General features: G+C 41.7%; 28 protein-coding genes. 11 read left to right on the top strand and 17 right to left on the bottom strand.

All coding sequences use genetic code 11. The annotated features are described in order from the left end of the window. Positions 1-112: 112 nt before the first annotated feature. From argA to ubiG, 9 genes are all read right to left on the bottom strand, one after another. Positions 113-1,465, bottom strand: coding sequence for an amino-acid N-acetyltransferase (gene argA, locus MST18_RS15290; protein WP_078193276.1), 1,353 nt, complete (start codon positions 1,463-1,465; stop codon positions 113-115). Between the two features lie 86 nt (positions 1,466-1,551). Further along, the gene (locus tag MST18_RS15285; protein ID WP_180107836.1) at positions 1,552-2,613 is read right to left on the bottom strand and encodes an RNA-guided endonuclease TnpB family protein; all 1,062 of its coding nucleotides are present in this window, start codon (positions 2,611-2,613) and stop codon (positions 1,552-1,554) included. Positions 2,614-2,791: 178 nt separating this feature from the next. Beyond that, positions 2,792-3,202, bottom strand: a complete 411-nt coding sequence (locus MST18_RS15280) for an RcnB family protein (protein ID WP_168379728.1) — start codon at positions 3,200-3,202, stop codon at positions 2,792-2,794. Positions 3,203-3,441: 239 nt separating this feature from the next. Next, positions 3,442-3,852: an RcnB family protein gene (locus MST18_RS15275; protein ID WP_078193274.1), complete on the bottom strand. Its 411-nt coding sequence runs from the start codon at positions 3,850-3,852 to the stop codon at positions 3,442-3,444. Between the two features lie 310 nt (positions 3,853-4,162). Next, positions 4,163-4,318 (bottom strand): hypothetical protein, encoded by a 156-nt coding sequence (locus tag MST18_RS15270; protein ID WP_180036040.1) that lies wholly within the window; start codon positions 4,316-4,318, stop codon positions 4,163-4,165. A gap of 232 nt (positions 4,319-4,550) precedes the next feature. Beyond that, the gene (locus tag MST18_RS15265; RefSeq protein ID WP_180036039.1) at positions 4,551-4,970 is read right to left on the bottom strand and encodes a hypothetical protein; all 420 of its coding nucleotides are present in this window, start codon (positions 4,968-4,970) and stop codon (positions 4,551-4,553) included. Between the two features lie 169 nt (positions 4,971-5,139). After that, positions 5,140-5,889: a YciK family oxidoreductase gene (locus MST18_RS15260; RefSeq protein WP_078190639.1), complete on the bottom strand. Its 750-nt coding sequence runs from the start codon at positions 5,887-5,889 to the stop codon at positions 5,140-5,142. A gap of 36 nt (positions 5,890-5,925) precedes the next feature. Next, entirely contained in the window at positions 5,926-6,624 is a 699-nt protein-coding gene (locus MST18_RS15255) for an HAD family hydrolase (RefSeq protein ID WP_078193272.1), read from the bottom strand. Next, positions 6,624-7,334, bottom strand: a complete 711-nt coding sequence (ubiG, locus tag MST18_RS15250; RefSeq protein ID WP_078190637.1) for a bifunctional 2-polyprenyl-6-hydroxyphenol methylase/3-demethylubiquinol 3-O-methyltransferase UbiG — start codon at positions 7,332-7,334, stop codon at positions 6,624-6,626. The genes MST18_RS15255 and ubiG overlap by 1 nt, the downstream gene beginning before the upstream one ends. Before the next feature lie 182 nt (positions 7,335-7,516). On the opposite strand from ubiG, the gene MST18_RS15245 reads away from it, so the two are divergent. Next, the gene (locus MST18_RS15245; RefSeq protein WP_180132827.1) at positions 7,517-8,134 is read left to right on the top strand and encodes a thiol:disulfide interchange protein DsbA/DsbL; all 618 of its coding nucleotides are present in this window, start codon (positions 7,517-7,519) and stop codon (positions 8,132-8,134) included. 37 nt (positions 8,135-8,171) lie between these two features. Here MST18_RS15245 and MST18_RS15240 read toward each other — a convergent pair whose 3' ends face one another. After that, positions 8,172-8,849, bottom strand: coding sequence for a TetR family transcriptional regulator (locus MST18_RS15240; protein ID WP_180004330.1), 678 nt, complete (start codon positions 8,847-8,849; stop codon positions 8,172-8,174). Between the two features lie 176 nt (positions 8,850-9,025). On the opposite strand from MST18_RS15240, the gene rph reads away from it, so the two are divergent. Together rph and MST18_RS15230 are read left to right on the top strand one after the other, a co-directional pair. Next, positions 9,026-9,742, top strand: coding sequence for a ribonuclease PH (rph, locus tag MST18_RS15235; RefSeq protein ID WP_111885099.1), 717 nt, complete (start codon positions 9,026-9,028; stop codon positions 9,740-9,742). Positions 9,743-9,892: 150 nt separating this feature from the next. Further along, positions 9,893-10,138, top strand: a complete 246-nt coding sequence (locus MST18_RS15230; RefSeq protein WP_180132826.1) for a hypothetical protein — start codon at positions 9,893-9,895, stop codon at positions 10,136-10,138. A gap of 72 nt (positions 10,139-10,210) precedes the next feature. On the opposite strand, the gene nadC is transcribed toward MST18_RS15230, so the two are convergent. Next, positions 10,211-11,056, bottom strand: coding sequence for a carboxylating nicotinate-nucleotide diphosphorylase (gene nadC / locus MST18_RS15225; RefSeq protein WP_180132825.1), 846 nt, complete (start codon positions 11,054-11,056; stop codon positions 10,211-10,213). A 198-nt stretch (positions 11,057-11,254) separates the two neighbouring features. Between nadC and ampD the strand changes: the two genes are divergently transcribed. Together ampD and murJ are read left to right on the top strand one after the other, a co-directional pair. Then, on the top strand, positions 11,255-11,827 hold the full coding sequence (gene ampD, locus MST18_RS15220) for a 1,6-anhydro-N-acetylmuramyl-L-alanine amidase AmpD (RefSeq protein WP_180132824.1): 573 nt from the start codon (positions 11,255-11,257) through the stop codon (positions 11,825-11,827). 86 nt (positions 11,828-11,913) lie between these two features. Continuing rightward, a complete protein-coding gene (gene murJ / locus MST18_RS15215) occupies positions 11,914-13,455 on the top strand; it encodes a murein biosynthesis integral membrane protein MurJ (RefSeq protein ID WP_180092649.1) in 1,542 nt (513 codons plus the stop codon). A 167-nt stretch (positions 13,456-13,622) separates the two neighbouring features. On the opposite strand, the gene MST18_RS15210 is transcribed toward murJ, so the two are convergent. Continuing rightward, entirely contained in the window at positions 13,623-13,781 is a 159-nt protein-coding gene (locus MST18_RS15210) for a DUF1328 domain-containing protein (RefSeq protein WP_005006601.1), read from the bottom strand. A 167-nt stretch (positions 13,782-13,948) separates the two neighbouring features. Between MST18_RS15210 and MST18_RS15205 the strand changes: the two genes are divergently transcribed. Further along, positions 13,949-14,401 carry a YcgN family cysteine cluster protein gene (locus tag MST18_RS15205; RefSeq protein ID WP_180036044.1) on the top strand — a complete coding sequence of 151 codons (453 nt, stop codon included), beginning with the start codon at positions 13,949-13,951 and terminating at the stop codon, positions 14,399-14,401. 27 nt (positions 14,402-14,428) lie between these two features. Here the strand turns inward: MST18_RS15205 and MST18_RS15200 are convergent, their stop codons facing one another. Both MST18_RS15200 and MST18_RS15195 read right to left on the bottom strand, forming a co-directional pair. Continuing rightward, positions 14,429-14,905 carry a DUF523 domain-containing protein gene (locus MST18_RS15200; RefSeq protein WP_078193265.1) on the bottom strand — a complete coding sequence of 159 codons (477 nt, stop codon included), beginning with the start codon at positions 14,903-14,905 and terminating at the stop codon, positions 14,429-14,431. A 20-nt stretch (positions 14,906-14,925) separates the two neighbouring features. Beyond that, complete coding sequence (locus tag MST18_RS15195; RefSeq protein WP_180132823.1) at positions 14,926-16,722, bottom strand: EAL domain-containing protein; 1,797 nt, start codon at positions 16,720-16,722, stop codon at positions 14,926-14,928. A 252-nt stretch (positions 16,723-16,974) separates the two neighbouring features. On the opposite strand from MST18_RS15195, the gene MST18_RS15190 reads away from it, so the two are divergent. Continuing rightward, positions 16,975-18,246, top strand: coding sequence for a replication-associated recombination protein A (locus tag MST18_RS15190; RefSeq protein WP_180132822.1), 1,272 nt, complete (start codon positions 16,975-16,977; stop codon positions 18,244-18,246). A 336-nt stretch (positions 18,247-18,582) separates the two neighbouring features. On the opposite strand, the gene purC is transcribed toward MST18_RS15190, so the two are convergent. From purC to dapA, 3 genes are read right to left on the bottom strand one after another with little or no spacing between them, the layout of a single operon-like run. Further along, positions 18,583-19,302: a phosphoribosylaminoimidazolesuccinocarboxamide synthase gene (gene purC / locus MST18_RS15185; protein ID WP_078190626.1), complete on the bottom strand. Its 720-nt coding sequence runs from the start codon at positions 19,300-19,302 to the stop codon at positions 18,583-18,585. A 36-nt stretch (positions 19,303-19,338) separates the two neighbouring features. Next, positions 19,339-19,944, bottom strand: a complete 606-nt coding sequence (locus MST18_RS15180) for a lipoprotein-34 precursor (NlpB) (protein ID WP_078193263.1) — start codon at positions 19,942-19,944, stop codon at positions 19,339-19,341. A gap of 15 nt (positions 19,945-19,959) precedes the next feature. Next, positions 19,960-20,859 (bottom strand): 4-hydroxy-tetrahydrodipicolinate synthase, encoded by a 900-nt coding sequence (gene dapA / locus MST18_RS15175; protein WP_078193262.1) that lies wholly within the window; start codon positions 20,857-20,859, stop codon positions 19,960-19,962. A 723-nt stretch (positions 20,860-21,582) separates the two neighbouring features. Between dapA and mhpT the strand changes: the two genes are divergently transcribed. The 4 genes from mhpT (at position 21,583) to MST18_RS15155 (ending at position 25,098) form a co-directional block, all read left to right on the top strand. Next, positions 21,583-22,794 (top strand): 3-(3-hydroxy-phenyl)propionate transporter MhpT, encoded by a 1,212-nt coding sequence (gene mhpT / locus MST18_RS15170; RefSeq protein ID WP_078193261.1) that lies wholly within the window; start codon positions 21,583-21,585, stop codon positions 22,792-22,794. A 151-nt stretch (positions 22,795-22,945) separates the two neighbouring features. Beyond that, on the top strand, positions 22,946-23,335 hold the full coding sequence (locus MST18_RS15165) for a hypothetical protein (protein ID WP_180132821.1): 390 nt from the start codon (positions 22,946-22,948) through the stop codon (positions 23,333-23,335). Between the two features lie 70 nt (positions 23,336-23,405). Further along, entirely contained in the window at positions 23,406-24,056 is a 651-nt protein-coding gene (pncA, locus tag MST18_RS15160; RefSeq protein WP_078193259.1) for a bifunctional nicotinamidase/pyrazinamidase, read from the top strand. Positions 24,057-24,129: 73 nt separating this feature from the next. After that, on the top strand, positions 24,130-25,098 hold the full coding sequence (locus MST18_RS15155; protein WP_111885107.1) for a bile acid:sodium symporter family protein: 969 nt from the start codon (positions 24,130-24,132) through the stop codon (positions 25,096-25,098). Positions 25,099-25,156: the final 58 nt, after the last annotated feature.

Below are 25,156 nucleotides of genomic sequence, written 5' to 3'. Positions count from 1 at the left end.
AATGGTAGATATGGTTATTCTGTGGCTTGCAAAGTGATTTGAGGGGGATAGCCAAGGGATTCGGCATAACCTTATGCAAAATAATGCTATTCAGCACATAAAAAAAGCCACTTTAAAGTGACTTTTTACAAACCAATGAGTTTCTTTGATAGTTATATAAGGCCTGACGGGCATTAGGTAAGTCATCGACACTGACTTGTTCAAATCCTTGTTCAAGGAACCAATGCGCTGTCCGTGTGGTCAAAATAAACAATTGTTCAATACCTAAATCTCGCGCTTTTTCTTCTAAATAATGCAAAATTTGGCTGCCACGATTCGATTTTCGATACCCCGGATGCACAGCCACACATGCGATTTCAGCAGAGCGTTTTTCATTCCCTGTGACAGGAATCGGGTATAACGCAGCGCAGGCCAAAATCGTACCGTCACGTTCAATCACTGCAAATTGTCCAATTTCATTTTCCAGACGTTCGCGTGAGCGATAAACCAAGATACCTTCTTGTTCGAGAGGGCGTAACAGATTGATTAAGCCACCCACATCTTGAATATCGGCAGTACGCACTTCTTCATAATGCGCATCAGTGATCATGGTGCCAGAACCGTCACGCGTGAACAATTCTTCGATCAATGCGCCATCATAAGCATAGGAAATAAGATGAACACGGTGCACGCCTTGTAGGGAGGCATCTTTGGCAACGCTTAAATGCAGGGCAATATCGGGATTAGAATCTTGATATTGCAAAATATGCTGATCAAGTTGATGAGGTGTAATTTCACGTTGTAGCTGCCCATGTTCATTGTGCAAACCGTGTTGTTTGCCCAAGAAAATCAACTTATCCGCTTTTAAGCTTATGGCGGTTTTGGTCGCAACTTCTTCAGCCAATAAATTAAACACTTCTCCTGTAGTGGAATAACCTGTCGGCCCAAGCACCACAATATTTTGGCTATCTAAATGACGTTGAATTGCATCGATATCGACGGAACGAACTTCACCAGACAGTTGAAAATCGATACCATCACGAATGCCATACGGTTTTGCCGTGACTAAATTACCTGAGACCACATCAATACGCGCGCCGTACATCGGTGAGTTGGCTAAACCCATAGATAGGAGGGCTTCAATTTGCAGACGGATGGAGCCAACAGCATTCATCACTGCAGGTAAGGATTCGCGAGTGGTAATGCGACGATGATGATGAAATGGTGTCTGGATGCCGCTGCTTTGTAAATTATGATTGATTTGCGGACGGGCACCATGCACCAAAATTAGACGAATACCAAGCGAGTGTAATAAGGCAATATCGTGAATAATGTGTTGAAAATTTTCATGTTGCAGCGCTTCACCATCAAACATGATGACAAAGGTTTTGTTGCGATGCGCATTAATATAGGGTGCAGAATGACGGAACCAATGCACATACTGTAAGGTTGTGCTGGAAGATGGTTCAGTGATATTCGTTTGCATGCCTATGCCTGTTTATTCGCTCTGGTATGGATGATTCTAAACAAAAACATATGACAGCGGAAAGCAAATTTGACATCCTCACCCCCTTAAACGAGGGTGATTCCTACAGCTAGACGCTTATGCCCAAGCGCAAGAATGTTTAGAGCTGAGTTTATATCTCGATCATGAGCTGTACCACAGCTCATGCACTCCCATTCTCTTATTCCAAGATCTGTCTTACCTTTTGGACTACTTGAGGTGATCTCACCGCAGCACGAACAGATTTGGGTGGTATAGGCTTCTTGGACTTCTTCAAACAATACGCCTGCGTTCTCGCATTTATACTTGAGCATTGTTTTTAGTGCAGAAAATCCTGTATCCAAAACAGATTTTGCCATTTTGGTTTTTACTAATTTTTTAGCACTCAAGTCACCTGCAATAATCAATGCATTTTCATTCACAAGCTTGGTGCTTGCTTTATGCAAATGATCTTTTCGGCTATTTGCAATCTTGGCGTGTAATGCACGAACACGCTTCTTATTCCTGGCTCTCTGAGCAATACCTAATTTCTGCTCATATTTTCGATAGAATTTTGGATTTGAAATTACAGTGCCATCAGAACAGGTGGCAATATCTTTTAAGCCTAGATCAATACCAATCGCTTTGGTTGCTGTCGATTTATCTTGCTTAGGCGATTCAACAACAAGACATACATACCAACGCCCACGGCTATCCTCTACAAATGAACCTGTTTTTAACGTGTATTTGCTTAAACCGTAGCTATCCCAAAGCTTAAATTGGTGTTTTCCATACTGGACATATCCATTGGCATATTTGATAGCCACCTTTTTAAAGGGAACCCATCCCAAAGAGCGCCTTGCTGATTTTTTATTGCTGACACGCCATTTCAGCTTTGCCTTTTTAAATTGCTTTCTTCGGGTGACTAATTCTTCAGTTACAGCCTGAATGGTTTGACTATGTAAATTACATTCTTTGGATGTGCCTTTCGTATATTTGGCCATATCAAAAGCAGAGAGAAATTCACCTTTCCGCTTCAAATGCCTAAACCCTAAATCATTGACATAATTCCAGACGAAGTTCACTTCTGATGCTAGTTGGTCTAACACCTTGCAATGTTTGTCTTTTATACGTAATTTAAGGGTTTTCATGTACTTATATTAACAATCAAAACTCAAGGAAAATAGTCCTTAGTTAAATCAAACGACACTTCATGTCGTGTCGCTTATATCTCTGACCTGAAGGACAGAGTTTTACCCTCCATTTGATAAAAAAACACCTGAACAGTGTTCAGGTGTTGGGAAAGGGACTTAAGAGATCGTCGAATGATTAGCCATTCTTAATGCGAATGATGCGATCGGTACGATCATTGACTAGCACGTAGTCACCATTGATTTTGTACCATTGTTGATAACGACCGGTGTTCGGTAAACGGCGCGCTTCACGATCACTCACTTTGTAGCGGCTTGAATCGAAATAACGAGGAAAGCTTTGACCAACACGCCAATCGCGGCTTGGATTTACACGACGAAAGTCATTACGGTCGTAGCGATTATTGTCATAACGGTTGTTGTTATTCCAATTGCTCGGACGGTGATCTTTGTCCCAACGGTTGTCTTGATGTTGGTATGACGGATGGTAACGGCGGTCATCTTGACGATGGTCTGGCGCAGCAATGGCTGCTGTTGTAGCCATCAAAGCCGATACGGAAAGAACTAAACTCGATACGATTTTGTTCATGAGACACCTCTATACATTTCTAATCTGTTTTTTGATGATTCAAAATTAGCGAGAAAGTTCAGAGAAAGCGTGGGGGCAATATAGTTGAATTGTGAAATGTATGGAGGAAATTTGAAGGTGTGTAAATGATCTGAACATTAGGCAGCATCAGCTTTTGCGGTTAAACATTAAAAAACCTCATAAAAAAGCCCAGAGTTGATCTGGGCTTTAAAATATGGCGAAATTAAATTTAAAACGGCTTACATACCTAAAATTTTCAGAATACTGTTACTATCTGAGTTGACCAATATGTAGTCATTATTGATTTTATACCATTGCTGATTACGCGATGGTTTAGGTAAGTTATGGTCTTTATAATCGACTTTATAACCATTACCACGATAATGCTGTGGCATCACATAGCCCGTTTGCCATTTATGTTGTTGCAAACGTTTGACTCCACGTTGTTCACGCATACGGCGTCGATCTTCAAGATCGTCATCGTCCTGATAACCACGGAAATCACGATCTTTTTTCATTTGACCATATGCATTGCCGCGTGGGCCATCAAAGCCACGTTCATCGTTCTTGAAGTGAGGCGCTGCAGACGTGATGCTGCTTGCTATTAAAGCACTGAAAGAAATAGCCAAAATTGGCAAAATCTTTTTCATGTTCAACCCTCATGAGTAATTTATCTTCAATATCACTACTGTACGCATTAAATGCAGAGAAACTGTGAAGAAAGATGAATATTTCTTTAAATAAAACGAAGAGATTGCGGATATTATGCGATAAATTTGGCGCCGAGAACAATTTTTCCATCTTGAAAGCGATGGTCCGATAATGCGTGCTTTTTATCCTTGCAATGCAGTCTTGATCAAATTTGAGGTCTATTGTAAGCACGATCAAAAACGCCCATCAAGTCTTGATGGGCAAATAGGGTAGAGATACTGGAATGAAAACGGTGGGTAAATTCGGGTTTTAGTACCACTGCTCATTGAGGCATTGGAGTGAATAAATCGCTTGAGCCACAGATTCAGCTTGCTCGGCATCGTCCATTGCAGAGATCAAATTTTCAGTCAGTTGTAAGGTTTCAATTGAACGAATGGTTTCAATTTTGCGTTTTTGATCAGCCATTTGGGTCTCCTTGCCGTCGGTCTATGTCATGGCCAACAGTCTATGCTTTTATATTTAATTTGAAAAACCGAATATTATTATAAAAATAATTTAAAAATACGATCAAAGGCAAATTGGGTAATGAAGCTGTCTATTGATCAAAGCTTATTGAATTTCAAATGCTAATCTAAGAGTTTAAAAAAAGGGCATCAAATGGCCCTTTTTAGTTCTAAATGTGTCACTTGGAACGTAATTAGTATGCGTATTTCAGGTCGGTATAATCCGTTAATGATTTTTGAATATGAGCTTGAATAAATTCATTAATATCTTCAGGTGTCATTGCTGCACCTTGTTTGGTAATCACATGCTCAAACGGTGCTTGATCTTGCGCAATGATGCGATAAACAAAGTTAGTGATCACTTGATAGCCTGTTTCTTGTTTTTGAATGCAAGTGACATAGAAATAGGCATGCTCAAAGTTTAAGTCAGTATGTGAAAAAATAAATTGTTCAAATAATTTTGCATTTTGACCAACATCTAAGCCTTTTAAATCGTCCACGATACTCGGGTCGAATTTCATGCCATATTTTGCTGAAATCGGTTGACCATCGACCAGTAGGTTAACCATGCCATCCTCAGTTGGAGTCACTGTAATATTGCTAAAGTCAGACATGTATCAATCCAATGTTTTTAAAGAATGCCCCAAGTATCGGCAAATTTGCTAAAAACTCAAGTCGACTTTCGCGTGGTCACTGCAAAATCAGTCGGTTAATGATGCGTTGTAAAGATTCAAGACATAAAAAAAGGAAGCGCGATCTTCCTTTTTAAATTGGGTTTTCACGCTATTCATCTTGGGCATCTATGCTGGCACCGGTTAAATGCAAGCTGTCGTCACCCATTAAATATAAATATGCAGGCATGATGCTTTCAGGCGTAGGCAAAGTTTTTGGATCTTCGTCTGGATACGCCTTTGCACGCATGGCAGTACGTGTCGCACCGGGATTAATGCAGTTAAAACGAATATTGGGGTGTTCATTTTCTTTGGCGAACAATGTACTCACGGCTTCAATGGCAATTTTTGAGACCGAGTACGCGCCCCAACGTTCACGGGCTTCACGTCCCACACCCGAACTGGCAAAGACCACTGAGGCATGCTCAGATTTTTGCAGTAATGGCATTAGCTCTTGAGTCAGTACAAAAGGCGCACGAAGGTTCACCGCCATAACATCATCCCAAACATCCACAGGATAATGTTCTAGTTCAGTTCGCTCACCCAAGATCCCTGCATTATGCAAAATGCCGTCTAGGCGACCAAATTGCTTTTCTAAGGTGTCGACCAATAGCTCATAGTCACGAGGAGAGGCACTAGACAGTTGTAGCGGTAAAATCGCCGGTTGGGGGGCACCCAATCCTTCAATTTCATCGTAAATCACTTCTAGTTTATTCAGTGTGCGTCCATGTAAAACCACGGTTGCGCCATGTAAGGCATAGCTGAGGGCAGCCGCACGGCCAATACCATCGCCCGCACCTGTAATCAGGATAATGCGATCTTTGAGCAGATCGGGGCGAGGTTGATATTCTGAATATTTCATCCGTACCTCCTCGTTTTATTGTGTTGTGTTCTATCGTTATAAAGTCGCTGTGTTGAGCGTTTTCGGTTTGATGACCAAATCATGAATGACTTCATGCAATTCAGCAACAGTCTTCACTATACAATCTGCATGCCAAGCTGTTAAGTCATCTTTGTGTTGTAAAGGTAAATAGCCATAAGCCGCAAGAATTGTGTACATCTGCGCATTACGACCGGCATCGATATCACGTGGATGATCACCGACATAGATACAGTCTTGAGCATCTAGATGAATGTGCTTGGCTGCTAAATACATCGGCTCTGGGTCTGGCTTGGTTTTACTGACATCGTCTGGGCAAACCAATACCGAGCAGCGTTCAGTTAAATTCAACGCTTTGAGCAACGCTTCACTGAGTGAACGTGGCTTATTGGTGACAATGCCCCACGGAATTTGATGTTGTTCTAACTCTGCGAGTAGTGGATACATGCCTTCAAACAGATCGGTATCAACTGCAATATCAGCACCATACAGATCTAGAAAGCGTTGACGATGTGCCAGAAAGACAGGATCTTCAACGTCTAACTCTGGATAGACCAGTTTGACCATCGCACGCGCGCCTTCAGATACTTGTACACGAATGTCTTCTGCACTGACCACCGCAATGCCTTTGTCACGGCACATGTCTTGAATAATACGAATAAAATCAGCCGCGGTATCAATCAGTGTACCGTCAAGATCAAAGAGTACAGCTTTCATTAGGCTTCTTTCACCGTATGAACCATGTAGTTCACATCCACATTCGGTGCGAGCCAATAGCGTTTGGTGATCGGGTTATAATGTAAACCTGTCATATCTTTGAGTTTTAACTCGGCTTGACGAATATCATGAGCTAATTCTGAAGGTTTAATAAACTTCGAATAATCATGTGTGCCTTTAGCCAACATGCGTAAAACATATTCCGCACCAATAATCGCAAACAAATAGGCTTTAGGATTACGGTTAATGGTCGAGAAGAACACATGACCACCCGGTTTTACCAGCTTTTGACAGGCTAAAATGATCGAAGCTGGATCGGGTACGTGTTCGAGCATTTCCATACAGGTGACGACGTCATATTGACCTGCTTGCTCTTCTGCCAATTGCTCTACAGGTACTTGGCGATATTCAATATTTTGTACATTTTCTTGTTCGGCATGTAAGCGTGCAACATTCAACGGCGCTTCGCCCATGTCGATACCCAATACTTGCGCACCGCGACGTGCCATGCTTTCAGCTAAAATACCGCCGCCACAGCCCACATCTAATACTTTCTTGCCAGTGATACCATTTGAATGCTCATCAATCCAGTTCAAACGCAGGGGATTAATCATGTGCAAAGGGCGGAACTCAGAATGCTGATCCCACCATATGGCTGCGAAAGCTTCAAATTTGGCAATTTCTTGTGGATCAACATTCAATTGCGACATCGGTTGCACCTCAATCAAGTCTTTATATTTTAGAAAAAAGTTTATGGGAGTTAGTGTAGCGCGTCCTGAAAAAAAAGCGATAAAAGCCTTAAAAAAGTTCACAGAATGAAAACGAAATCGACAGATTTGATTTATAGTGTTGCCATAAACTAATCATAATGATTTTGAGGACGATAAGTTCAATGAAAAAATTCCTTTTAGGCACGATTACAACAGCTATTTTGGCTTTTTCCGGCAGTGCGATGGCAGCACAATTTGTCGCGGGGACTGATTACACGGTTATTCCAAAACCGATTAAAGTCGAACGTCCGGGTAAAATCGAAGTCCGTGAGTTCTTTTGGTATGGCTGCCCACATTGTTTTACATTAGAACCGCATATGCAAACGTGGTTAAAGCAATTGCCTAAAGATGTACGTTTTGTCCGTACACCTGCAGCAATGAATCCACTTTGGGAACAAGGCGCGCGTGCTTACTATGCATCGGAAGCACTGGGTGTTCGTCAAAAAGCACATTTACAATTGTTCCATGATATTCATGTGGGTCAAAAAAATATCTTAGAACAAGGCGCATTTGCTAAGTTCTACACCCGTTATGGTGTTCCTGAAGCGAAATTTAACAGCATATTTAAATCATTTGCTGTGTCTTCAAAAATTGCTCAAGCGAAAAACTTAGCGGCTCAATATCAATTGAGCGGCGTGCCTGCGATTACCGTCAATGGTAAATACATCGTACAAGGTGAAGATGCACGTACTGTTGAAATCGTGAAATTCCTTGTTGATAAAGAACGCAAAGCGAAATAACAGATGTCATAAAAAAGCCGCACTCAATGCGGCTTTTTTATGGCGATAAATTTTGCGGATCAGAGATTTGAGCCAAAGATCGATCCCAATGTAAGATGCCACGAAATAAGAGCTGAACTTGGGTCTGAGCTTGGCGGCGAAATTGTTGTAGCGCATCCGTACGTTGTGGAAGGTCAATATGTCGATGTATGTCAATCCACTGCATTGCCCAACTCAAGGCCAATTCAAACAAAATTTGTCCCAATACTTTGAGGTCTTGTTCGGATTGAATATGTTGAGTCGCTTCAACTTGAGCCAGTGCATGGGCCAAATCGGTACTGAGAAAATTAAACTCACGTGTAATGGCTTGTCTTAAGAATGCTGAACCACCCCAACGTTCAGCAATAAGAAACATCCATGCCTCAGGAAATTGCTCAACGGCATGAAATAAATAATCCAGACTTTGTCGTGTGCGTGCATCGGGTGCTTGAAAGCATTGCTGACTCAGTTGATTGAGGACATTCCGAAGGTGCAGGGCCATTTGGTCGACCAGTTCCAAACCGAGCTCATCCATGTCCTGAAAATGGCGATAAAACGCAGCAGGAACCAAGCCGACATGACGGGAAATTTCGCGTAAGCTCAGACTGCTAAAAGAACGGCCTGTGGTACTCAATGCAAGCGCTGCATCAAGGATAGCTTTACGACTTTGTTGCTTACGTTCTTCCCGTATCGACATGCAATTCGTCCTGAATTTTGCGTGGCTTCAGTCTAACAAATTTCCTGATGTCGTACGATGGGCCTATCAAAACTTGGATGAATGGATTTTGTAAATGCGCACGAATGCGTCCCGAATCTGGCTGTACCTTCTGTTATAATGTACCGCAATCAATTTTGTCAGATTAAGGACTCATCATGCGTATCGACCAACGAGCATTAGATCAATTACGTGAAGTAAAAATTACCCGTAACTACACACGTTATGCGGAAGGTTCTGTATTGGTTGAATTTGGTCATACAAAAGTTCTTTGTACTGCAAGTGTCGACAACTCAGTGCCACGTTTCCTTAAAGGGAAAGGTCAAGGCTGGGTAACTGCGGAATACGGCATGCTTCCACGTTCTACACATACCCGTAGTGACCGTGAAGCAGCACGTGGTAAACAAAGTGGTCGTACACAAGAAATTCAACGTTTGATCGGTCGTAGCTTACGTGCCATGGTTGATTTGAAAAAATTGGGTGAAAATACCATCAGCATCGACTGTGATGTGATTCAAGCAGATGGCGGTACACGCACAGCATCAATCACAGGTGCAGCAGTTGCCTTGGTCGATGCGATGAATGTCTTGCTTGAAAATAAAAAAATCAAACAAGATCCGCTTAAAGGCTTAGTTGCAGCAGTTTCTGTAGGTATGTATCAAGATGAAGCATTACTTGATCTTTGCTATGAAGAAGATTCGAACTGCCAAACTGACTTAAATGTGGTCATGACACAAGCAGGTGAGTTCATTGAACTTCAAGGCACAGCTGAAGACAAGCCATTTACGCGTGCACAGTGTAATGAAATGCTTGAATTGGCTGAAAAAGGCATTCAAGAATTGATCAAAAAACAACAAGAAGCTTTAGGCTGGTAAGTTGTTTGATTCAGTTTAAACTGAATAAAGAACGCATCTTCGGATGCGTTTTTTTATGCGCTGAATATAGAAAATCCAACAAGAATCGGCTATTCAGTAGCGTGTCTTTGACTCAAATTAATAGAATCAGGATGCTTTGAAGGACTAAAAATGAAAAATTGGATGATGTATTTTTCTTTATTCAGCGTATTTTTGATCAGTGGTTGTGATTTTTTGGGAAATCAGGTTCAAGAGCGAGAAGGTGGTCGTTTTTCTGAACAAAGTGAAAAATCAAAAGATCAGGACGATGATCAAGATGAGCGCGAGCAGCATGAAGACGATTTGGCGCATGAAAAGGACTCCGAGCATGAAGATGAAGCTCGACGAAGTTCAAAACAACAGCAAGATGATGATTAAGTCATGCTAGAGGTTAAGCAGAAAAAAGGGTGCGACAGCACCCTTTATTTATGTTTAGAGTAAGCCTAGAGCTTAGGCATTAAAGCGCATCGATAAATCAATCGCCGTGACATCTTTGGTGAGTACACCCATCGAAATATAATCGACCCCTGTCGTTGCCACTTCACGTAAGTTTGCAATGGTGATATTGCCTGAGGCTTCAAGTTTGCAGCGACCATTCACATGTTTGACGGCATCAATCATTTGTTGCTGACTAAAGTTATCCAACATCACAATATCCGCACCTGCTTCCAACGCTTGGTTGAGTTCGTCCCAAGTTTCTACTTCCACTTCAACGGGTTTACCCGGAGCAATGGTATGCGCTTTAGCAATAGCTTGGCGAATGCCACCAGCAGCCATGATGTGGTTTTCTTTAATCAAAAAGGCATCAAATAAACCTAAACGATGATTTTGACCGCCACCAACAGCAACTGCATATTTTTGTGCAATACGTAGGCCTGGTAAGGTTTTACGGGTATCGAGTAGACGAGTATTCAAACCTTCAAGCTGCTGGACATAGGCAGCAGTTTTGGTCGCTACTGCAGATAATGTTTGTATAAAATTTAAGGCTGGACGCTCAACCGTGAGTAAACTACGCGCAGAACCTGCTAATTTTAAGAAAGCCTCACCTGCTGAGACACGTTCCCCATCATTTTTTAACCATGAGACTTGTACACTTGCATCAAAAGTTTGAATGAGCGCATTGACCCACGGTTGCCCTGCTAGCACCATATCTTCACGACTAATAATTGTTGCGGTCGCTTGTTCATCTTCTGGAGTTAAAAGGGCAGTGATATCGCCTTCGCCAATATCTTCTTGTAGTGCGTGTTGAATATTGATTTGGATAGATTGTTCAAGCAAAGATTGCGATATGCTCATAAGAAATTCCGTATCTTTTTAACCCAGGAAAATGTGCGCGTTATATTAGCATTGTTCCTTAAAAATGAGCGATTTTTAACTCCTTTCACAGACTTGAATTGAGATTTCAATGTGAAAGTTTTAGCATTAAACCTTTCAAGTAGGGCTCGGCGTTTTGATCTGCAGCATTGCAGGCCGGCTTAGACACAGGATTTTTTTATGTCACAAGCAACAACATTTCAGGTGCAGGATGGGCAATTGCTAGGTGCGCGTCAAATTCCATCACCGAATTTTAACCAGCGTCCTGAAGATACCGAAATTCAGCTTGTCGTCATTCATAATATTAGTTTGCCACCTTCTCAGTTCGGCGGTGGGTATATCGAACAATTTTTCCAAAATCAGTTGGATTGGTCGAAACATCCTTATTTTCAAACTATTGAAGGGATGCAAGTATCGACACATTTATTGATCCTGCGCACAGGCGAAGTTCTACAGTTTGTCAATTTTAACGATCGTGCTTGGCATGCAGGGCGTTCTACCTATTTAGCACAAAAAGAATGTAATGATTATTCGATAGGCATTGAACTCGAAGGAAGTGATGATTTACCTTTTGAAGCTGCACAATATGCCGTGCTGACCGAGATCGTGGCGTGTTTACAACAGGTTTATCCAAAAATTCAACAACATATTGCAGGGCATTCAGATATTGCACCGGGACGTAAAACTGATCCGGGTCCATTTTTTGAGTGGAACGCTTTTCGTCAACAGCTGCATCATTTTAAAAACAAATAAACAATACATACTGCGTTTAATAAACCAATGAAATTCCTTGACGAGTTTCATTACAATAGGCGCACTTTCAAAAGTGAGAAATACCGATGGCGCTTTGGCGTTCGACAGTCATTGTCAGTGCAATGACTATGTTGTCCCGTGTATTGGGACTGGTACGGGATATTGTCCTGTTAAATGTATTTGGTGCAGGTAAAGACTTCGATACCTTCGTGGTTGCCTTTCGTATTCCTAACTTTTTTAGGCGCTTATTCGCAGAAGGGGCATTTTCACAAGCCTTTATTCCTGTATTGACTGAATATAAAACCAGTCGAACCCATGCCGAAGTCCAGATTCTGATTAGCCGTGTTTTTGGCTGTTTAGGTCTGGTGATGACTAGTTTGACGTTCATCGCGATGGTTGCGGCACCTGCCATTATTTATATCTATGCACCGGGTTTCCATGGTGATGCAGACAAGTTTGCGTTAGCTACCGATATGTTCCGCCTAACGATTCCTTACTTACTGTTTATGTCTTTAACGGCATTTGCCAGCAGTATTTTGAATAGTTATGGCTCATTCAGTACACCTGCGTTCGCTCCAGTGTTACTCAATGTCGCGATGATTGCCGGTGCGCTGTGGTTAACCCCTTATATGGCTGAGCCAATTATGGCTTTGGGTTGGTCTGTTGTCGCGGCAGGATTCTTGCAATTGGCGATTCAGATTCCAGAGCTGTGGCGTAAAAAATTACTGATTCCACCGAAAGTTGACTTCAAACACGAAGGTGTTGATCGCATCATGAAGTTGATGCTGCCAGCACTGTTTGGTGTCTCAGTGACGCAGATCAACCTACTGTTGAACACCATTTGGGCGTCTTTCATGCAAGATGGTTCAGTATCATGGCTATATAGTGCTGAACGTATGACCGAGCTACCTTTAGGTTTGATTGGGGTAGCTATTGGTACCGTGATTTTACCGTCATTGTCTGCACGCCACGCTGAACAAGATCAGGACAAATTCCGCCGTATGATTGATTGGGCAGCTAAGGTCATTATCTTGGTGGGTGTGCCTGCCAGTATTGCACTGTTCATGCTCTCGACACCTATTATTCAGGCCTTATTTGAACGTGGTCAATTTAGCTTTGAAGATACACAGATGACTGCATTGGCATTGCAATGTATGAGTGCTGGTGTGATTTCATTCATGTTGATCAAAGTGTTTGCACCAGGGTTTTATGCGCAGCAAGATACCAAAACTCCAGTACGTGTAGGTTTAATGGCGGTCGCAGCCAATGCCATTCTTAACGTGGTATTTATTGGGTTCTTTAAACTGATTGATTGGCATGCTGAGCATATGGCCTTGGCATTGGCATCCTCTGGTTCCGCATTAGTGAATGCAGGGATGCTGTATTTTTATTTACATAAGCGCAATATTTTTCGCTTTGGCGCACATTGGAAAAAGTTGGTGATTCAGTTTGCGATAGCCAATGCTGTGATGATTGCTGCACTGTGGTATGGCTTAACATGGTACAACGGTGATGTATCTGCGTGGATGCGTGTCGCGGAAGTGATCATCTTATGTGTGATTGGTGTTGCTGCTTATGGTATCGCCTTAATTGCAACAGGCTTTAGACCACGTCATTTAAAACCATAAAGCTAAAACCATATAACGTAGTAAGTTTACGTGGATGTAAAAAAATAAGAGCTCATAGGCTCTTATTTTTTTCATTGACACTCAAGATGATAAAAACGTACGTTTCTTATCCATGAGTCTAAGGGGGGGGGGTAATTTGTATTTTAAAACGACATACAATCCGTCGCCTAAACTTTTCCTCGAGAGAGGAAACCAACAATTGCAAGGATAACTGCAATAACCAAAAGAATAACAGCAAAGTCTTTGGATAAGCCTGCCACACCACCAAAACCTAGCAAACTCGCAATCAATGCAATTACAGCGAAAATAATAGCCCAGCGGAACATAGTTTTATCTCCATGTGATTTTTTATTCTGTATGCCCATTATAAGAGGCTAAAAAAACCTACTATGTAGTCTTTTGTTTATTTAATGTTCAATATTCGGTAACTTAAACAAAGAATTAATGTGCAGGTTCAGTTAATATGCCTGCCACCTTTGTTGCGAGCGAGAAGATGACCGATACTCTACGCCCACATTTTTGGAAAAAGCATGCTTTGACTGAACTCACCCATTTGGAGTGGGAGTCACTCTGTGATGGTTGCGGACTTTGCTGTTTAATTAAGCTTGAAGATGAAGATACTCATGAGGTTGCCTACACCAAAGTGGCATGCAAACTTTTAGATTGTGAAAAGGCATCTTGCTCCGATTATCCAAATCGTCAATCACATGTTCCAGACTGTATACAGCTGACGCCACATCAGATTCACCAATTTCATTGGCTACCACCGAGCTGTGCTTATCGTAGAATTTCTGAGGGTAAAGATTTACCACGTTGGCATCATCTAGTGACGGGAAATCGTGACAGTATTTTGAAGGCAAGAAAGTCTGCCGCAGGGCGTTGCATCAGTGAAGAAGACGTCAACCCTGACGATATTGAAGATTATATTGTACGTTGGGTACGCTAAAGGACACAGATACGCTCTATCTTGGATCTAGAGTTGATCTTGTATCATAGCCAGAAAGTCTTGTTCTGACAGAACCTGAAAACCGTGCTGTTTGAGGAGTGCTGTGGTTACCCCATAGCCTTCAATTTTCGTACGGGTAAAGCTGCCGTCATAAATATAATGGCTGCCGCAAGACGGGCTGCGATCTTTCAAGACAACAACATCAACTTTGTGTAATTGGGCCAATTCTAACATTCGTTGAGCACCTGCAATAAATTCAGCACTAACGTCTGTCCCCAAAACATCTTTAACTTGAGCTGTACCATTGAGCACATCAGTGGCTTGACCATTTTGAATTTCTGCAGGAAAACGTGGACAGCTCAGGCCGCCCATCATTTCTGGGCAGGCCGTAATGACTTGGTGAGTCTGCATCAGTTGGCAAATCGCTTGTTGTGTATTCGATTTGGCATCATAACGAACGGGTTGGCCTGCCAGACAGGCACTGACTAAATACTTCAGTGTCATCGTGTCATGCTCCACAAGTTTTAGTGACTCAAAAGTTCCATCGCATGGTCATAACTGAGCGGACGATAAAAGTAAAAACCTTGTCCAGTATGACAATTACATTCTTTTAAGGTATCGACCTGTTCCGGTTTCTCTATACCTTCGACTAATATATTCAGGGAAACACTCGCACCAATTTGGGTAATCGCTTTGACAATGGCAAGTGCTGAACAGTCGGTATGCATGCGTTCCACAAAATTACGGTCTATTTTAATACAGTCGACAGGGTAATTACTCAAACGTGTTAATGATGAATGACCTGTACCAAAATCATCTAGAGAAATGTGTATGCCATGCTCTTTTAATAAATGGAGAGCGCGAATCACATAATTTGAGCCACGTTCTGACAGGCTTTGTTCGGTAATTTCGACCTCAATAATATCTGGTGATATACCAAACTGCTTTAAGCGATTCAGTAGTTTTTCCGCATAATCATCACGTAAAAATTCGACAGGTGCAGCATTTATTGAAATCGGTAGCGGTTGCAGTCCAAGTTCAATCCATTTTTGAATATCTTGAAAGATTTTAATTTGCATAGTTTCACTAATGCGTGAAGCCAATTCATAATCTTGAAATGCAGCAAAAATTTGAGAAGGTAATTGTAATTGTTGGTCTTTATCATACCAACGTAACAAGGCTTCAAAGCCGATAACTTGACTGTCAGAAAGACGAACTTTGGGTTGATAAAACGGAATAATTTGATTGGACTTAATCAAGCTGCGTGCAAGCGTTAATTGGCGAGTAGTATTTTCAAGGGTTTTGAACATAGTATGGTTGAACATTCGTACACCACCACGACCACTGCTTTTTAAATCATTTAGCGCAATATCAGCACATTTAAGTAAATTGGAGGTATTTTGTGCATCGCGAGGGTAGATCGCACAGCCAATACTCATACCAATATTGATACTTTGCCCATTATAGAAAATGGGCATGTCCATTTGCTGACAGGCGATGCTGGCAAAATTCTGTAATTGTTGTTGCGATTTTAAATTTGGAATAGAAATGGCAAATTCATCGCCACCTAAACGTGAAACTACAATATTTGTATCAAAACATTGCTGAAAACGCTGCCCAAGGGTATGCAGTAAATGGTCTCCTGCACTATGACCTAAGGTGTCGTTAATATGCTTAAAATAATCTAGATCGATTAATAACAAACCCAGTTGTTGCTGATGTTCTCGCGCCACTTTTAATTGGCTTTTAAATACTCGACTAAACGCACGGCGGTTTAATAAACCTGTTAAATCATCTCGTTCAATGATGCGTTGAAGTTTATTTTCTGCAAGTCGCTGTATCGTAATATCACGTGATACACAGAGGATTTCTTTGACTTGGCCATATTCGTTGAATACTGGGCTGAGCATATTATCCCAATAAGCCAAGGGTTCATCTGCTACTTGGCTCATGCCGACAAAGCGAGATATTTTGCCTTCTTTGGCTTCGGCAAAAGCATTCAAACACGCGTCACGGACTTCTTCAGGCAGTAATTTATGCCAAGACATACCAAACTCAGTTTCAGTTAGAGGTACGCCCAGAGCTAAACATCCCGCGCGGTTCATATGCAGAACTTGACCGTCTAGACTTAATAATTTTATACAGTCGACACTAGCATCTAACATTTGATTACGACTATTCAGTTTTTCTCGTAATTCAGCGAATTGATTATCTTGTAATTGTATATTCTTGGCTTGGGGCATTTTTTGAAATAAATTTATAGGTAGATCAATGCCTTGTTGAACTTGAACGATTCGCTTTTGCTTTGTTGATTGCTTCATACAATCTGTCCAATTGGGTCAGGCAAGTCTAAAATGGGATATCTTGCCGATGATACTTTAATTTGATCAATAAGGGCTAGGATGTCTTGTTACATTATAGTTAACATTCGCCTAAGCTTTTTTACATGCAAGATACTTAAATAACGACATTAAACCACCCTCCTAAATTGAATACCGAATAAAGCAAAGATTCTGCCAAGGCAGTGTTAGAATAGAAAAAACGTCCCCAATTGCCGGAAACGAAATAATAAGATGTCAGACAGCCAAATTCCTCTTCCTGAACGCATGCGTCCTCATGATTTATCTCAAATTATTGGACAAGATCACCTTCTGGGTGAAGATGCACCGTTACGCCAGATGATTGACCAAGGGCATTTGCCATCGATTATTTTTTGGGGACCTCCGGGTGTAGGTAAAACCACGATTGCATTGTTGTTGGCGCAGGCTGTTGACCGACCATTTATTAGTTTATCTGCGCTCAATACTGGGGTGAAAGAGTTACGTGAAATCATCGCCGATGGTGGAGATTTATTGACACCTGTGGTGTTTATTGATGAAATTCATCGTTTTAATAAGTCACAACAAGATGCATTACTGAATGCAGTTGAAAAGGGCAAAATTACCCTGATTGGTGCAACCACAGAAAACCCTTCATTTGAAGTTAATAATGCCTTATTGTCGCGTTGTCAGGTGTATACCTTAAATGCTCTGGATAATGACGAAATTCAGCGCTTATTGGATCAAGCCATTCAGCAAGATTCGTTTTTAAAAGAGCGTTATATTCAAATCGAAGAATATGAAGCTTTATTTCAATTTGCCGCAGGTGATGCTCGTAAAGCATTAAATCTTTTAGATTTAATCGCCAGTACGTTTGAGCCAGACTTAGAGAATATCATTAACAATGCGGTAGTAGTCAAAGTTGCGCAGCAAAATATTGCACGCTATGACAAATCGGGCGAACAGCATTATGATCTAGTTTCGGCTTTTATTAAGTCGATTCGAGGCAGTGATCCAGATGCCGCTTTGTATTGGATGGCTCGAATGCTCAAAGGTGGTGAAGATCCTGTTTTTATTGCCCGTCGTATGTTGATTGCGGCATCTGAAGATATTGGCAACTCAAATCCAAATGCTTTACTGTTGGCTGGAGAATGTTTCCGATCTGTGCAGGCAATTGGTATGCCTGAATGTCGAATCATTTTGGGGCAATGTGCGGTGTATTTGGCAACCAGTGCTAAAAGTAACAGTACTTATTTGGCCATCAACAAAGCCTTAGATTTGGCAGAAAAAACCTCGAATCTACCTGTGCCACTACATTTGAGAAATGCACCAACCAAATTGATGAAAGAGCAAGGCTATGGCGTGGACTATTTATATCCACATAATTATCCTGAGCATTTTGTCATGCAGGATTATATGCCGCCTGAACTGAAAGGCACTAAGCTGTATGAGTCTGCACGTAATAAACGTGAAGTTGAAGGTGAGCGTTTGCAGCAACGACGTTGGATGCAACAACAGCAACAATGATTTGAATGATCATAATGCTAAGGCGCTTCGGCGCCCTTTTTTATGTCTATTTCATGCAAAAAAAAGCCCAACTCAAGGCGAGCTGGGCTGAAAAAATAGGATGTCTTTGGGGGAGATACATCCTAGAGGGTAGATGGAAAATCTGGTCGGCATACACATTGGAGAAGTATAGATCCTGGTGCTGCCAGATATGTAGCTATCTTAGTGTGAACGTGGGTAAATGTGAAACAGAGGATTTTTATGGTTAACATTTGTTTTTTCGATCATGGATTAATCGAGTAATATTTCATTAAAAAACCGAGCTAAAGAGCTCGGTTTTTATAATCGATGGACGATTTAGATATCAGAAAGGTCGATACCTAAACGTGCAGCAACTTCTTCATAAGCTTCAACTACACCGCCTAAACCTTGACGGAAACGGTCTTTGTCGAGTTTTTTCTTAGTGTCTTTGTCCCATAGACGGCAGCCGTCTGGAGAGAATTCGTCACCTAGTACGATACGGTCGTGGAACACGCCAAATTCAAGTTTAAAGTCAACAAGTAGCATGTTGCCTGCATCGAATAGACCTTTAAGTACTTCGTTTACTTTATAAGTCAATTCTTTCATTTGAGCGAGTTGTTCTGCAGTCGCCCAACCTAATGCAATCGCTTGTGATTCATTCACCATTGGGTCGCCTAACGCATCGTCTTTGAAGAACAATTCGAAAGTTGGCGGAGTAAGTTCTTTACCTTCTTCAACGCCTAAACGACGGCAAAGTGAACCTGCTGCATAGTTACGAATTACGCACTCTACAGGAACCATGGTTAATTTTTTCACTAAAACTTCAGTTGGAGAAAGAAGTTTTTCGAAATGAGTTTCGATACCAGCCGCAGCCAATTTTTCCATGATAAAGGCGTTAAAACGGTTGTTCACCTTACCTTTGCGATCCAGTTGTTCAATTTTTTCACCGTTGAATGCAGAAGCATCGTCACGGAAAACTAGGATGAGGTGGTCAGAACTATCTGTTTCATAAACAGATTTCGCTTTACCAGTATAGAGCAAGGTTTGTTTTAACATGAGGGAACCTTTTTCGAGAAAAAATGCCTAGTACGACTAGGCTGGCCAATTTTGGTAAATCTGAGCTAACAGATCTGCAGCTTTTTCTTTGTCTGCAAAACTGTTATCGGCATTGAACACAGCGATGTTATTGCTTGAACCTACAGAAGAAAGTCTTAAGACATAGGTCTGCTGATCGACCTTGACGGTTACTTCGTAACGGTTTTTGCTCTGACCAACAATGGTATGGTTAAGGCTGCTGAGGGTAGCAAGTGTGTATTGCCAAATTGTAGCAGAATTTCCTTCAACTTTGATCAGTGGATTTTGATTTCCATCCACCAATAGTTGAGGGCGGCTAATATTTGTACTGTCTGTTGAGGAATCTGCAACGACATTATTTTTTTCCGCGGCTGGACGCGGAAGGGCATAGCGATTGCCGCGCTTATTTTCAAGCTTTGGTGCATGCTCAATTGCTAGCGGGTCAACTGATGGAGCAGGATACAAAGGCGTTGCAGGACGAACCATTGACCCTTCAGGGTATTTCAGCGGTTCAACATCTGTGGTTTGTTTATAGTCCAGTGTGCCATTATTAAAAGCAAGTGAACTACAACCGGCTAATGTAAATACTGAAAGTGCCAGGCTAAGTCCTAAACGTAATTGCATGATGTTTGCTCTTCTTTATTTGATAACGCCCGCAGTGATGAGTGCTTCACGAAGCGGAGTACGATATTGTTCTGCAAGGGGTGTTAATGGTAAGCGAATGCCTGTTTCAATCAGGTTCATCTCATGAAGTGCCCATTTCACAGGAATTGGGTTCGATTCGCAAAATAAAATTTGATGTAAATTTGCAACAGTATTGTTTTGTTGCTCGGCTTGGACTGCGTCACCCGCCAAAGCGCTTGCACACACTTCGCTCATTTCTTTTGGCGCCACGTTCGCAGTAACCGAAATGTTGCCTTTAGCACCTAAACCCATTAACTGATAAGCCGTTGCATCATCACCTGAGTACACCACCATATCTTTGCCTTTAAGGCCTTCAATGAGTTCTTGACCACGAGGAACATCGCCAGTGGCGTCTTTAATGCCCACGATTTGTGGAATATCAGCAAGACGGATCACGGTGTCATTGTGCATGTCTACACCGGTTCTGCCAGGTACGTTGTACAAAATTTGAGGTAAATCAACAGCTTCAGCAATCGCTTTGTAGTGTTGATACAGGCCTTCTTGGGTAGGTTTGTTATAGTATGGTGTAACTAATAATGCCGCATCTGCACCTAATTCTTTGGCTTCTTTGGTGAGTTCAATTGCTTCGTGGGTTGAGTTTGCACCTGTGCCGGCAATAATTGGAATGCGTTTGTTCGCCACACGGATGATTTCTTTGATCACCTGAGTGTGTTCGGCCATGCTCAAGGTAGAAGCTTCACCTGTAGTCCCTACAGCAACAATACTGTTAGTACCTTGCTTTATATGCCACTCAACCAGCTTCTCGAGGCTCTTCCAATCTACGCTGCCATCTTCAAACATTGGGGTGACGATTGCGACAATTGAACCTTGAATGGTCTGAGCTTGCTGAGTCATTTTGAAAAGCTATCCTATTTGTCCATCCGACAAGATGAAATATTGATTTCTGGATGGTTTCGAATTTTGATTTGTAGCATGTTCATTGGGCTATACCCAAATTGAATAATGCTTACGCAAATTATGACTGATCAAACGCATAAGAACAATATGCTTTGGTCAAAGCCATAAAATTCTTTATACAAATCAAACTTAAAACAATCAAGTGTAAAATAGCGGTTTTTTTGCAGCCTGAAAATTGTTCAGCAAGGGCTGAATCTTGAAAATGTGTTATTCAATCGAGAGGGTTGGCATGGTTGATGGGATTGATTAAATCATCAGCAAAAGGTTGATCTATGTGTATTCCGTGCTTTTTAATCAGAATTTAAGATTAAATAACAATGACTAAAGATTTAAAAACTATATCAATTCGCTCGGGTTTTATTACAAATGATTGTTAAAAACTTGGGTAATAATCTTTTTTATATCTAATAGAAATAGGCATGTTTTTATGAGTGTTTAAAAAGATCGCTTGATTTGACTGTTCATTGCACGATTCATATTTTTTTATTTTAAATTTTTAATTGTTTTTACGACTTTGTGACTTAAAGCACAAAAACTATTACACCATGCACGTAATCCAATTTTGGACGAAAGGCTTCAACTTATTGGTAGTTATATCCTTTATAAGGCTCAGCGATGATGCGACTTAATTTGAACGCTGATGACAACAAGGATTCTCCAATGGAAAAGTCAGATAATAAGCATGCTATTGTCACGGTAGCAATCTGCTTCCTTATTGCCGTAATCGAAGGTCTGGATATTCAGGCTGCAGGTATTGCAGCAGCAGGGATTCGTGAATATTTCGGGCTGGATAGCTCGCAGCTAGGGGTGTTTTTTAGTGCCGGTATTTTAGGATTATTACCTGGTGCTTTGTTAGGTGGTCGGATTGCAGACCGAATGGGCCGTAAAAAAGTATTAATTTGGTCTACGGGGATGTTCGCCATCTTTACCTTATGTACGGTATGGGTAAATAGCTTCCATAGCTTACTCGCTGTACGTTTTCTTGCAGGTGCAGGTTTAGGTGCAGCAATGCCAATTTTAATTACCTTGGCATCTGAAGCGGTAACGCCACAAAATCGTGGTCGTGCAGTCGGTTTGATGTACTGTGGTATGCCTGTGGGTGCGGCAATCTTGTCATTGGTTGCAATGACGGACTTCGGTGCAAACTGGAAAAATATTTTCTATTTAGGCGGTTTATTACCGATTGTTGTGATTCCATTGATGATTTGGTTCCTGCCCGAATCGCGTGAATTCTTGAAAGCCAAAGATCAAGCGGTTCAAGCGACTGCCAATGGCGAAGTGCAACAAGGTGCTTTCAAAAACCTCTTTAACACAGAAAACCGTTTACGTACTTTCTCAATTTGGGTGAGCTACTTCTTCACCTTGATGGTGGTGTACATCATGTTGAGCTGGTTACCGTCGTTGTTCACCGAACTCGGTTTCACTCGTAAAGATGGTGCAACTGCGCAGTTCTACTTCATGGTGAGTGCAACCATTGGTACGATCATTTTAGGTATGTTGACTGATCGTTGGAAGAAAGCTTATGTGATCATTTTGATGTACGGCGGTATTTTGGCAGGTCTATTTGCGCTGAATGGTGCAGGTTCATTGACTCAAATGTACATGGCGTCAGCTTTAGTCGGTGCATTCGTGATTGGTTGCCAAGGTGTATTGTATGCCTTCGGTGGTATCGTGTATCCGACACAGTTACGTGGTACGGGTGTTGGTGTAGCTTCAGCCGTTGGTCGTGTCGGTGCAATGTTAGGCCCTGCAATTGCGGGTCAGTTATTGGCAGCAGGTTTTGGTGCGGCAGGGGTGATTACCGCGGCAATTCCATGTATCGCAATCTCTGCAATATTTATGTTGTTATTGGTACGTCGTATTCCATCATAAGGAACATGCCATATCAAAAAAAGCCCGCATATTGCGGGCTTTTTTATGGCGACAATAGAAGTCGCACTAATGCTTTAAGCCAAGATAAATAAACGTATTTGATGTAAAAATACAGCAGAATGAAAAAATAAAAAATCAACGTAGAGGGGTTATGTCAGCAAGAAAACTGGTCGCAATTTTTAAAGTTGATCAACGTGAATTTAGTTTGTATCTACATCAATACGAATTTATCTTGGAACTCAAACCTGTATTTCAAAGAAATCGCCAACAGCCGAGAAAAAATGCGTGGTTGGCCTTTGCCGATGAACCTACCCTAGAAGATGTTGCTGAAAATATTAATGCGTCTGAGGTCATGCAACAGACACGCAGCCATTTATTAAAATATATCTTTCAACATCAACCGCGATATTTTTATTTTCATGCTTCGACTCGGCGAAAAGCCCGTATTTACCCACGCTTTGCACAACGTTTGGTTGAGCATTTGCCCAAGTATCGGTATTGTCAGGAAGGACAGTCATTTTATTTTTATGCACAGGACTGAATACTAAGGCTTTTAAAACATGAGCGAATCAGTAGAGTCGCCGACAATGCATGACAACGGATGGAGAGATATGCAAAAAAATACAGCGCTGATTGTGGTCGATGTTCAAAATGGTTTTACCCCAGGTGGTCAGTTGGCTGTTGCCAATGCCGATCAAATTATTCCAGGGATTAATCAACTGGGACAATACTTTACGAATATTGTGCTGACTCAAGATTGGCATCCAGCCGACCATATTTCTTTTGCTGAAAATCATCCTGAGCATGTACCTTATGACAGCATAGAGCTGAATTATGGAACGCAAGTATTGTGGCCGACGCATTGTGTACAAGGCACACAGGATGCCGAATTGCATCCTGATTTAAATTTACCAACGGCGCAGCTAATTATTCGTAAAGGTTTTCATCAGCATATCGACAGCTACTCTGCTTTTATGGAAGCTGATCAGAAAACTTCAACAGGTTTGGCGGGCTATTTGCGCGAACGTGGTATTGATACAGTCTTTGTGGTGGGCATTGCCACGGATTTCTGTGTTGCATGGACGGCAATGGATGCACGTAAGCTTGGTTTTGAAACTTTTGTGATTGCTGATTTGACCAAAGGGATCGATTTACAGGGTTCTTTACAGCATGCATGGCAAGACATGTTGGCGAATGGGGTGAAGCGTATTTACCTGAAAGATATTGTGCAGCAGCATGCACAGGCATTATCTTTGGCATGACCCAGTGGGCTCAGTTGAGAAAAGGCACAAGGGTGTGCCTTTTTTTGTCCCTGTATTTAAATGGAAGATGCCTATGTCGGCTTTCTTAAAATTCACTCAATTTGTGCAGAAAACATTTGCGATTTGGGTGGTGCTGTTTGCAGCGCTCGCCATGTTTTTTCCTGATGTATTTGTTTGGTTAAAAGCATATATCCCATGGATGCTAGGCATCATTATGTTGGGTATGGGCATGACCATGACACTGCAAGATTTTAAAAGTGTATTGCAAAGTCCTAAAGCTGTGATGATCGGGGTTTTGGCACAGTTTATTGTGATGCCGGGATTGGCATTTTTCTTGTGTAAATTATTACAACTGCCGACAGAAATCGCGATCGGGGTCATTCTTGTCGGTTGCTGTCCGGGTGGAACGGCTTCTAATGTCATCACCTATATGGCAAAAGGTAATACCGCATTATCTGTTGCCTGTACCTCTGTTTCGACATTACTCGCCCCGGTTTTAACCCCTGCGATTTTCTATTTGCTGGCAAGCCAATGGATTGAAATTAATGCGGCATCGATGTTGGTTTCAATTTTACAAGTGGTTTTATTTCCGATCATTGTGGGGTTAATGATTCGAACTGTCTTTAAGCACCGAGTGGATGCCTATATACAGGTCATGCCACTGGTTTCTGTTGTGGCAATTGTGGCGATTGTGGCGGCAATCATTGCGGGTAGCCGAACACAGATTTTGCAATCAGGTTTACTGATTCTTGGGGTAGTGGCCTTACATAATGGCTTGGGCTATCTATTGGGCTTTTGGGCCAGCCGCCTATTTAAATTACCCTATGCAGACTGTAAAGCAGTATCAATTGAAGTCGGGATGCAAAACTCAGGTTTAGGTGTGGCATTGGCGGCGACCCATTTTGCCGTTTCACCTTTGACCGCTGTGCCGAGTGCGATTTTTAGTTTGTGGCACAATATCTCGGGTCCTGCACTGGCAACCTATTGGGCAGCACGGACGAGTGAGCCCAAAGCATCGGAACAAGACAAGCCTGTGCAATAAACAAAAAAATTCAGTAATAGAGGGTAATCTCCCTCTTTTTTGATGTCGAAAATAAATT

Origin of the sequence: Acinetobacter sp. YH12068_T (genome assembly GCF_024606005.1) — a bacterium.
Lineage (GTDB): Bacteria > Pseudomonadota > Gammaproteobacteria > Pseudomonadales > Moraxellaceae > Acinetobacter > Acinetobacter amyesii.
This window is presented reverse-complemented; position numbering and strand designations above follow the sequence as displayed.

Coding starts and splice junctions, on each gene's coding strand:
- mhpT (WP_078193261.1), top strand. CDS start 21,583: ATGGAAAAGTCAGATAATAAGCATGCTATTGTCACGGTAGCAATCTGC.
- argA (WP_078193276.1), bottom strand. CDS start 1,465: ATGCAAACGAATATCACTGAACCATCTTCCAGCACAACCTTACAGTAT.
- MST18_RS15155 (WP_111885107.1), top strand. CDS start 24,130: ATGTCGGCTTTCTTAAAATTCACTCAATTTGTGCAGAAAACATTTGCG.
- pncA (WP_078193259.1), top strand. CDS start 23,406: ATGCAAAAAAATACAGCGCTGATTGTGGTCGATGTTCAAAATGGTTTT.
- MST18_RS15255 (WP_078193272.1), bottom strand. CDS start 6,624: ATGAAAGCTGTACTCTTTGATCTTGACGGTACACTGATTGATACCGCG.
- murJ (WP_180092649.1), top strand. CDS start 11,914: ATGGCGCTTTGGCGTTCGACAGTCATTGTCAGTGCAATGACTATGTTG.
- MST18_RS15265 (WP_180036039.1), bottom strand. CDS start 4,970: ATGTCTGACTTTAGCAATATTACAGTGACTCCAACTGAGGATGGCATG.
- dapA (WP_078193262.1), bottom strand. CDS start 20,859: ATGACTCAGCAAGCTCAGACCATTCAAGGTTCAATTGTCGCAATCGTC.
- MST18_RS15270 (WP_180036040.1), bottom strand. CDS start 4,318: ATGGCTGATCAAAAACGCAAAATTGAAACCATTCGTTCAATTGAAACC.
- MST18_RS15240 (WP_180004330.1), bottom strand. CDS start 8,849: ATGTCGATACGGGAAGAACGTAAGCAACAAAGTCGTAAAGCTATCCTT.
- MST18_RS15200 (WP_078193265.1), bottom strand. CDS start 14,905: ATGACACTGAAGTATTTAGTCAGTGCCTGTCTGGCAGGCCAACCCGTT.
- MST18_RS15280 (WP_168379728.1), bottom strand. CDS start 3,202: ATGAACAAAATCGTATCGAGTTTAGTTCTTTCCGTATCGGCTTTGATG.
- MST18_RS15190 (WP_180132822.1), top strand. CDS start 16,975: ATGTCAGACAGCCAAATTCCTCTTCCTGAACGCATGCGTCCTCATGAT.
- nadC (WP_180132825.1), bottom strand. CDS start 11,056: ATGAGCATATCGCAATCTTTGCTTGAACAATCTATCCAAATCAATATT.
- MST18_RS15245 (WP_180132827.1), top strand. CDS start 7,517: ATGAAAAAATTCCTTTTAGGCACGATTACAACAGCTATTTTGGCTTTT.
- MST18_RS15205 (WP_180036044.1), top strand. CDS start 13,949: ATGACCGATACTCTACGCCCACATTTTTGGAAAAAGCATGCTTTGACT.
- MST18_RS15275 (WP_078193274.1), bottom strand. CDS start 3,852: ATGAAAAAGATTTTGCCAATTTTGGCTATTTCTTTCAGTGCTTTAATA.
- MST18_RS15195 (WP_180132823.1), bottom strand. CDS start 16,722: ATGAAGCAATCAACAAAGCAAAAGCGAATCGTTCAAGTTCAACAAGGC.
- purC (WP_078190626.1), bottom strand. CDS start 19,302: ATGTTAAAACAAACCTTGCTCTATACTGGTAAAGCGAAATCTGTTTAT.
- MST18_RS15260 (WP_078190639.1), bottom strand. CDS start 5,889: ATGAAATATTCAGAATATCAACCTCGCCCCGATCTGCTCAAAGATCGC.
- MST18_RS15210 (WP_005006601.1), bottom strand. CDS start 13,781: ATGTTCCGCTGGGCTATTATTTTCGCTGTAATTGCATTGATTGCGAGT.
- ubiG (WP_078190637.1), bottom strand. CDS start 7,334: ATGTCGCAATTGAATGTTGATCCACAAGAAATTGCCAAATTTGAAGCT.
- MST18_RS15180 (WP_078193263.1), bottom strand. CDS start 19,944: ATGCAATTACGTTTAGGACTTAGCCTGGCACTTTCAGTATTTACATTA.
- MST18_RS15165 (WP_180132821.1), top strand. CDS start 22,946: ATGTCAGCAAGAAAACTGGTCGCAATTTTTAAAGTTGATCAACGTGAA.
- rph (WP_111885099.1), top strand. CDS start 9,026: ATGCGTATCGACCAACGAGCATTAGATCAATTACGTGAAGTAAAAATT.
- MST18_RS15285 (WP_180107836.1), bottom strand. CDS start 2,613: ATGAAAACCCTTAAATTACGTATAAAAGACAAACATTGCAAGGTGTTA.
- MST18_RS15230 (WP_180132826.1), top strand. CDS start 9,893: ATGAAAAATTGGATGATGTATTTTTCTTTATTCAGCGTATTTTTGATC.
- ampD (WP_180132824.1), top strand. CDS start 11,255: ATGTCACAAGCAACAACATTTCAGGTGCAGGATGGGCAATTGCTAGGT.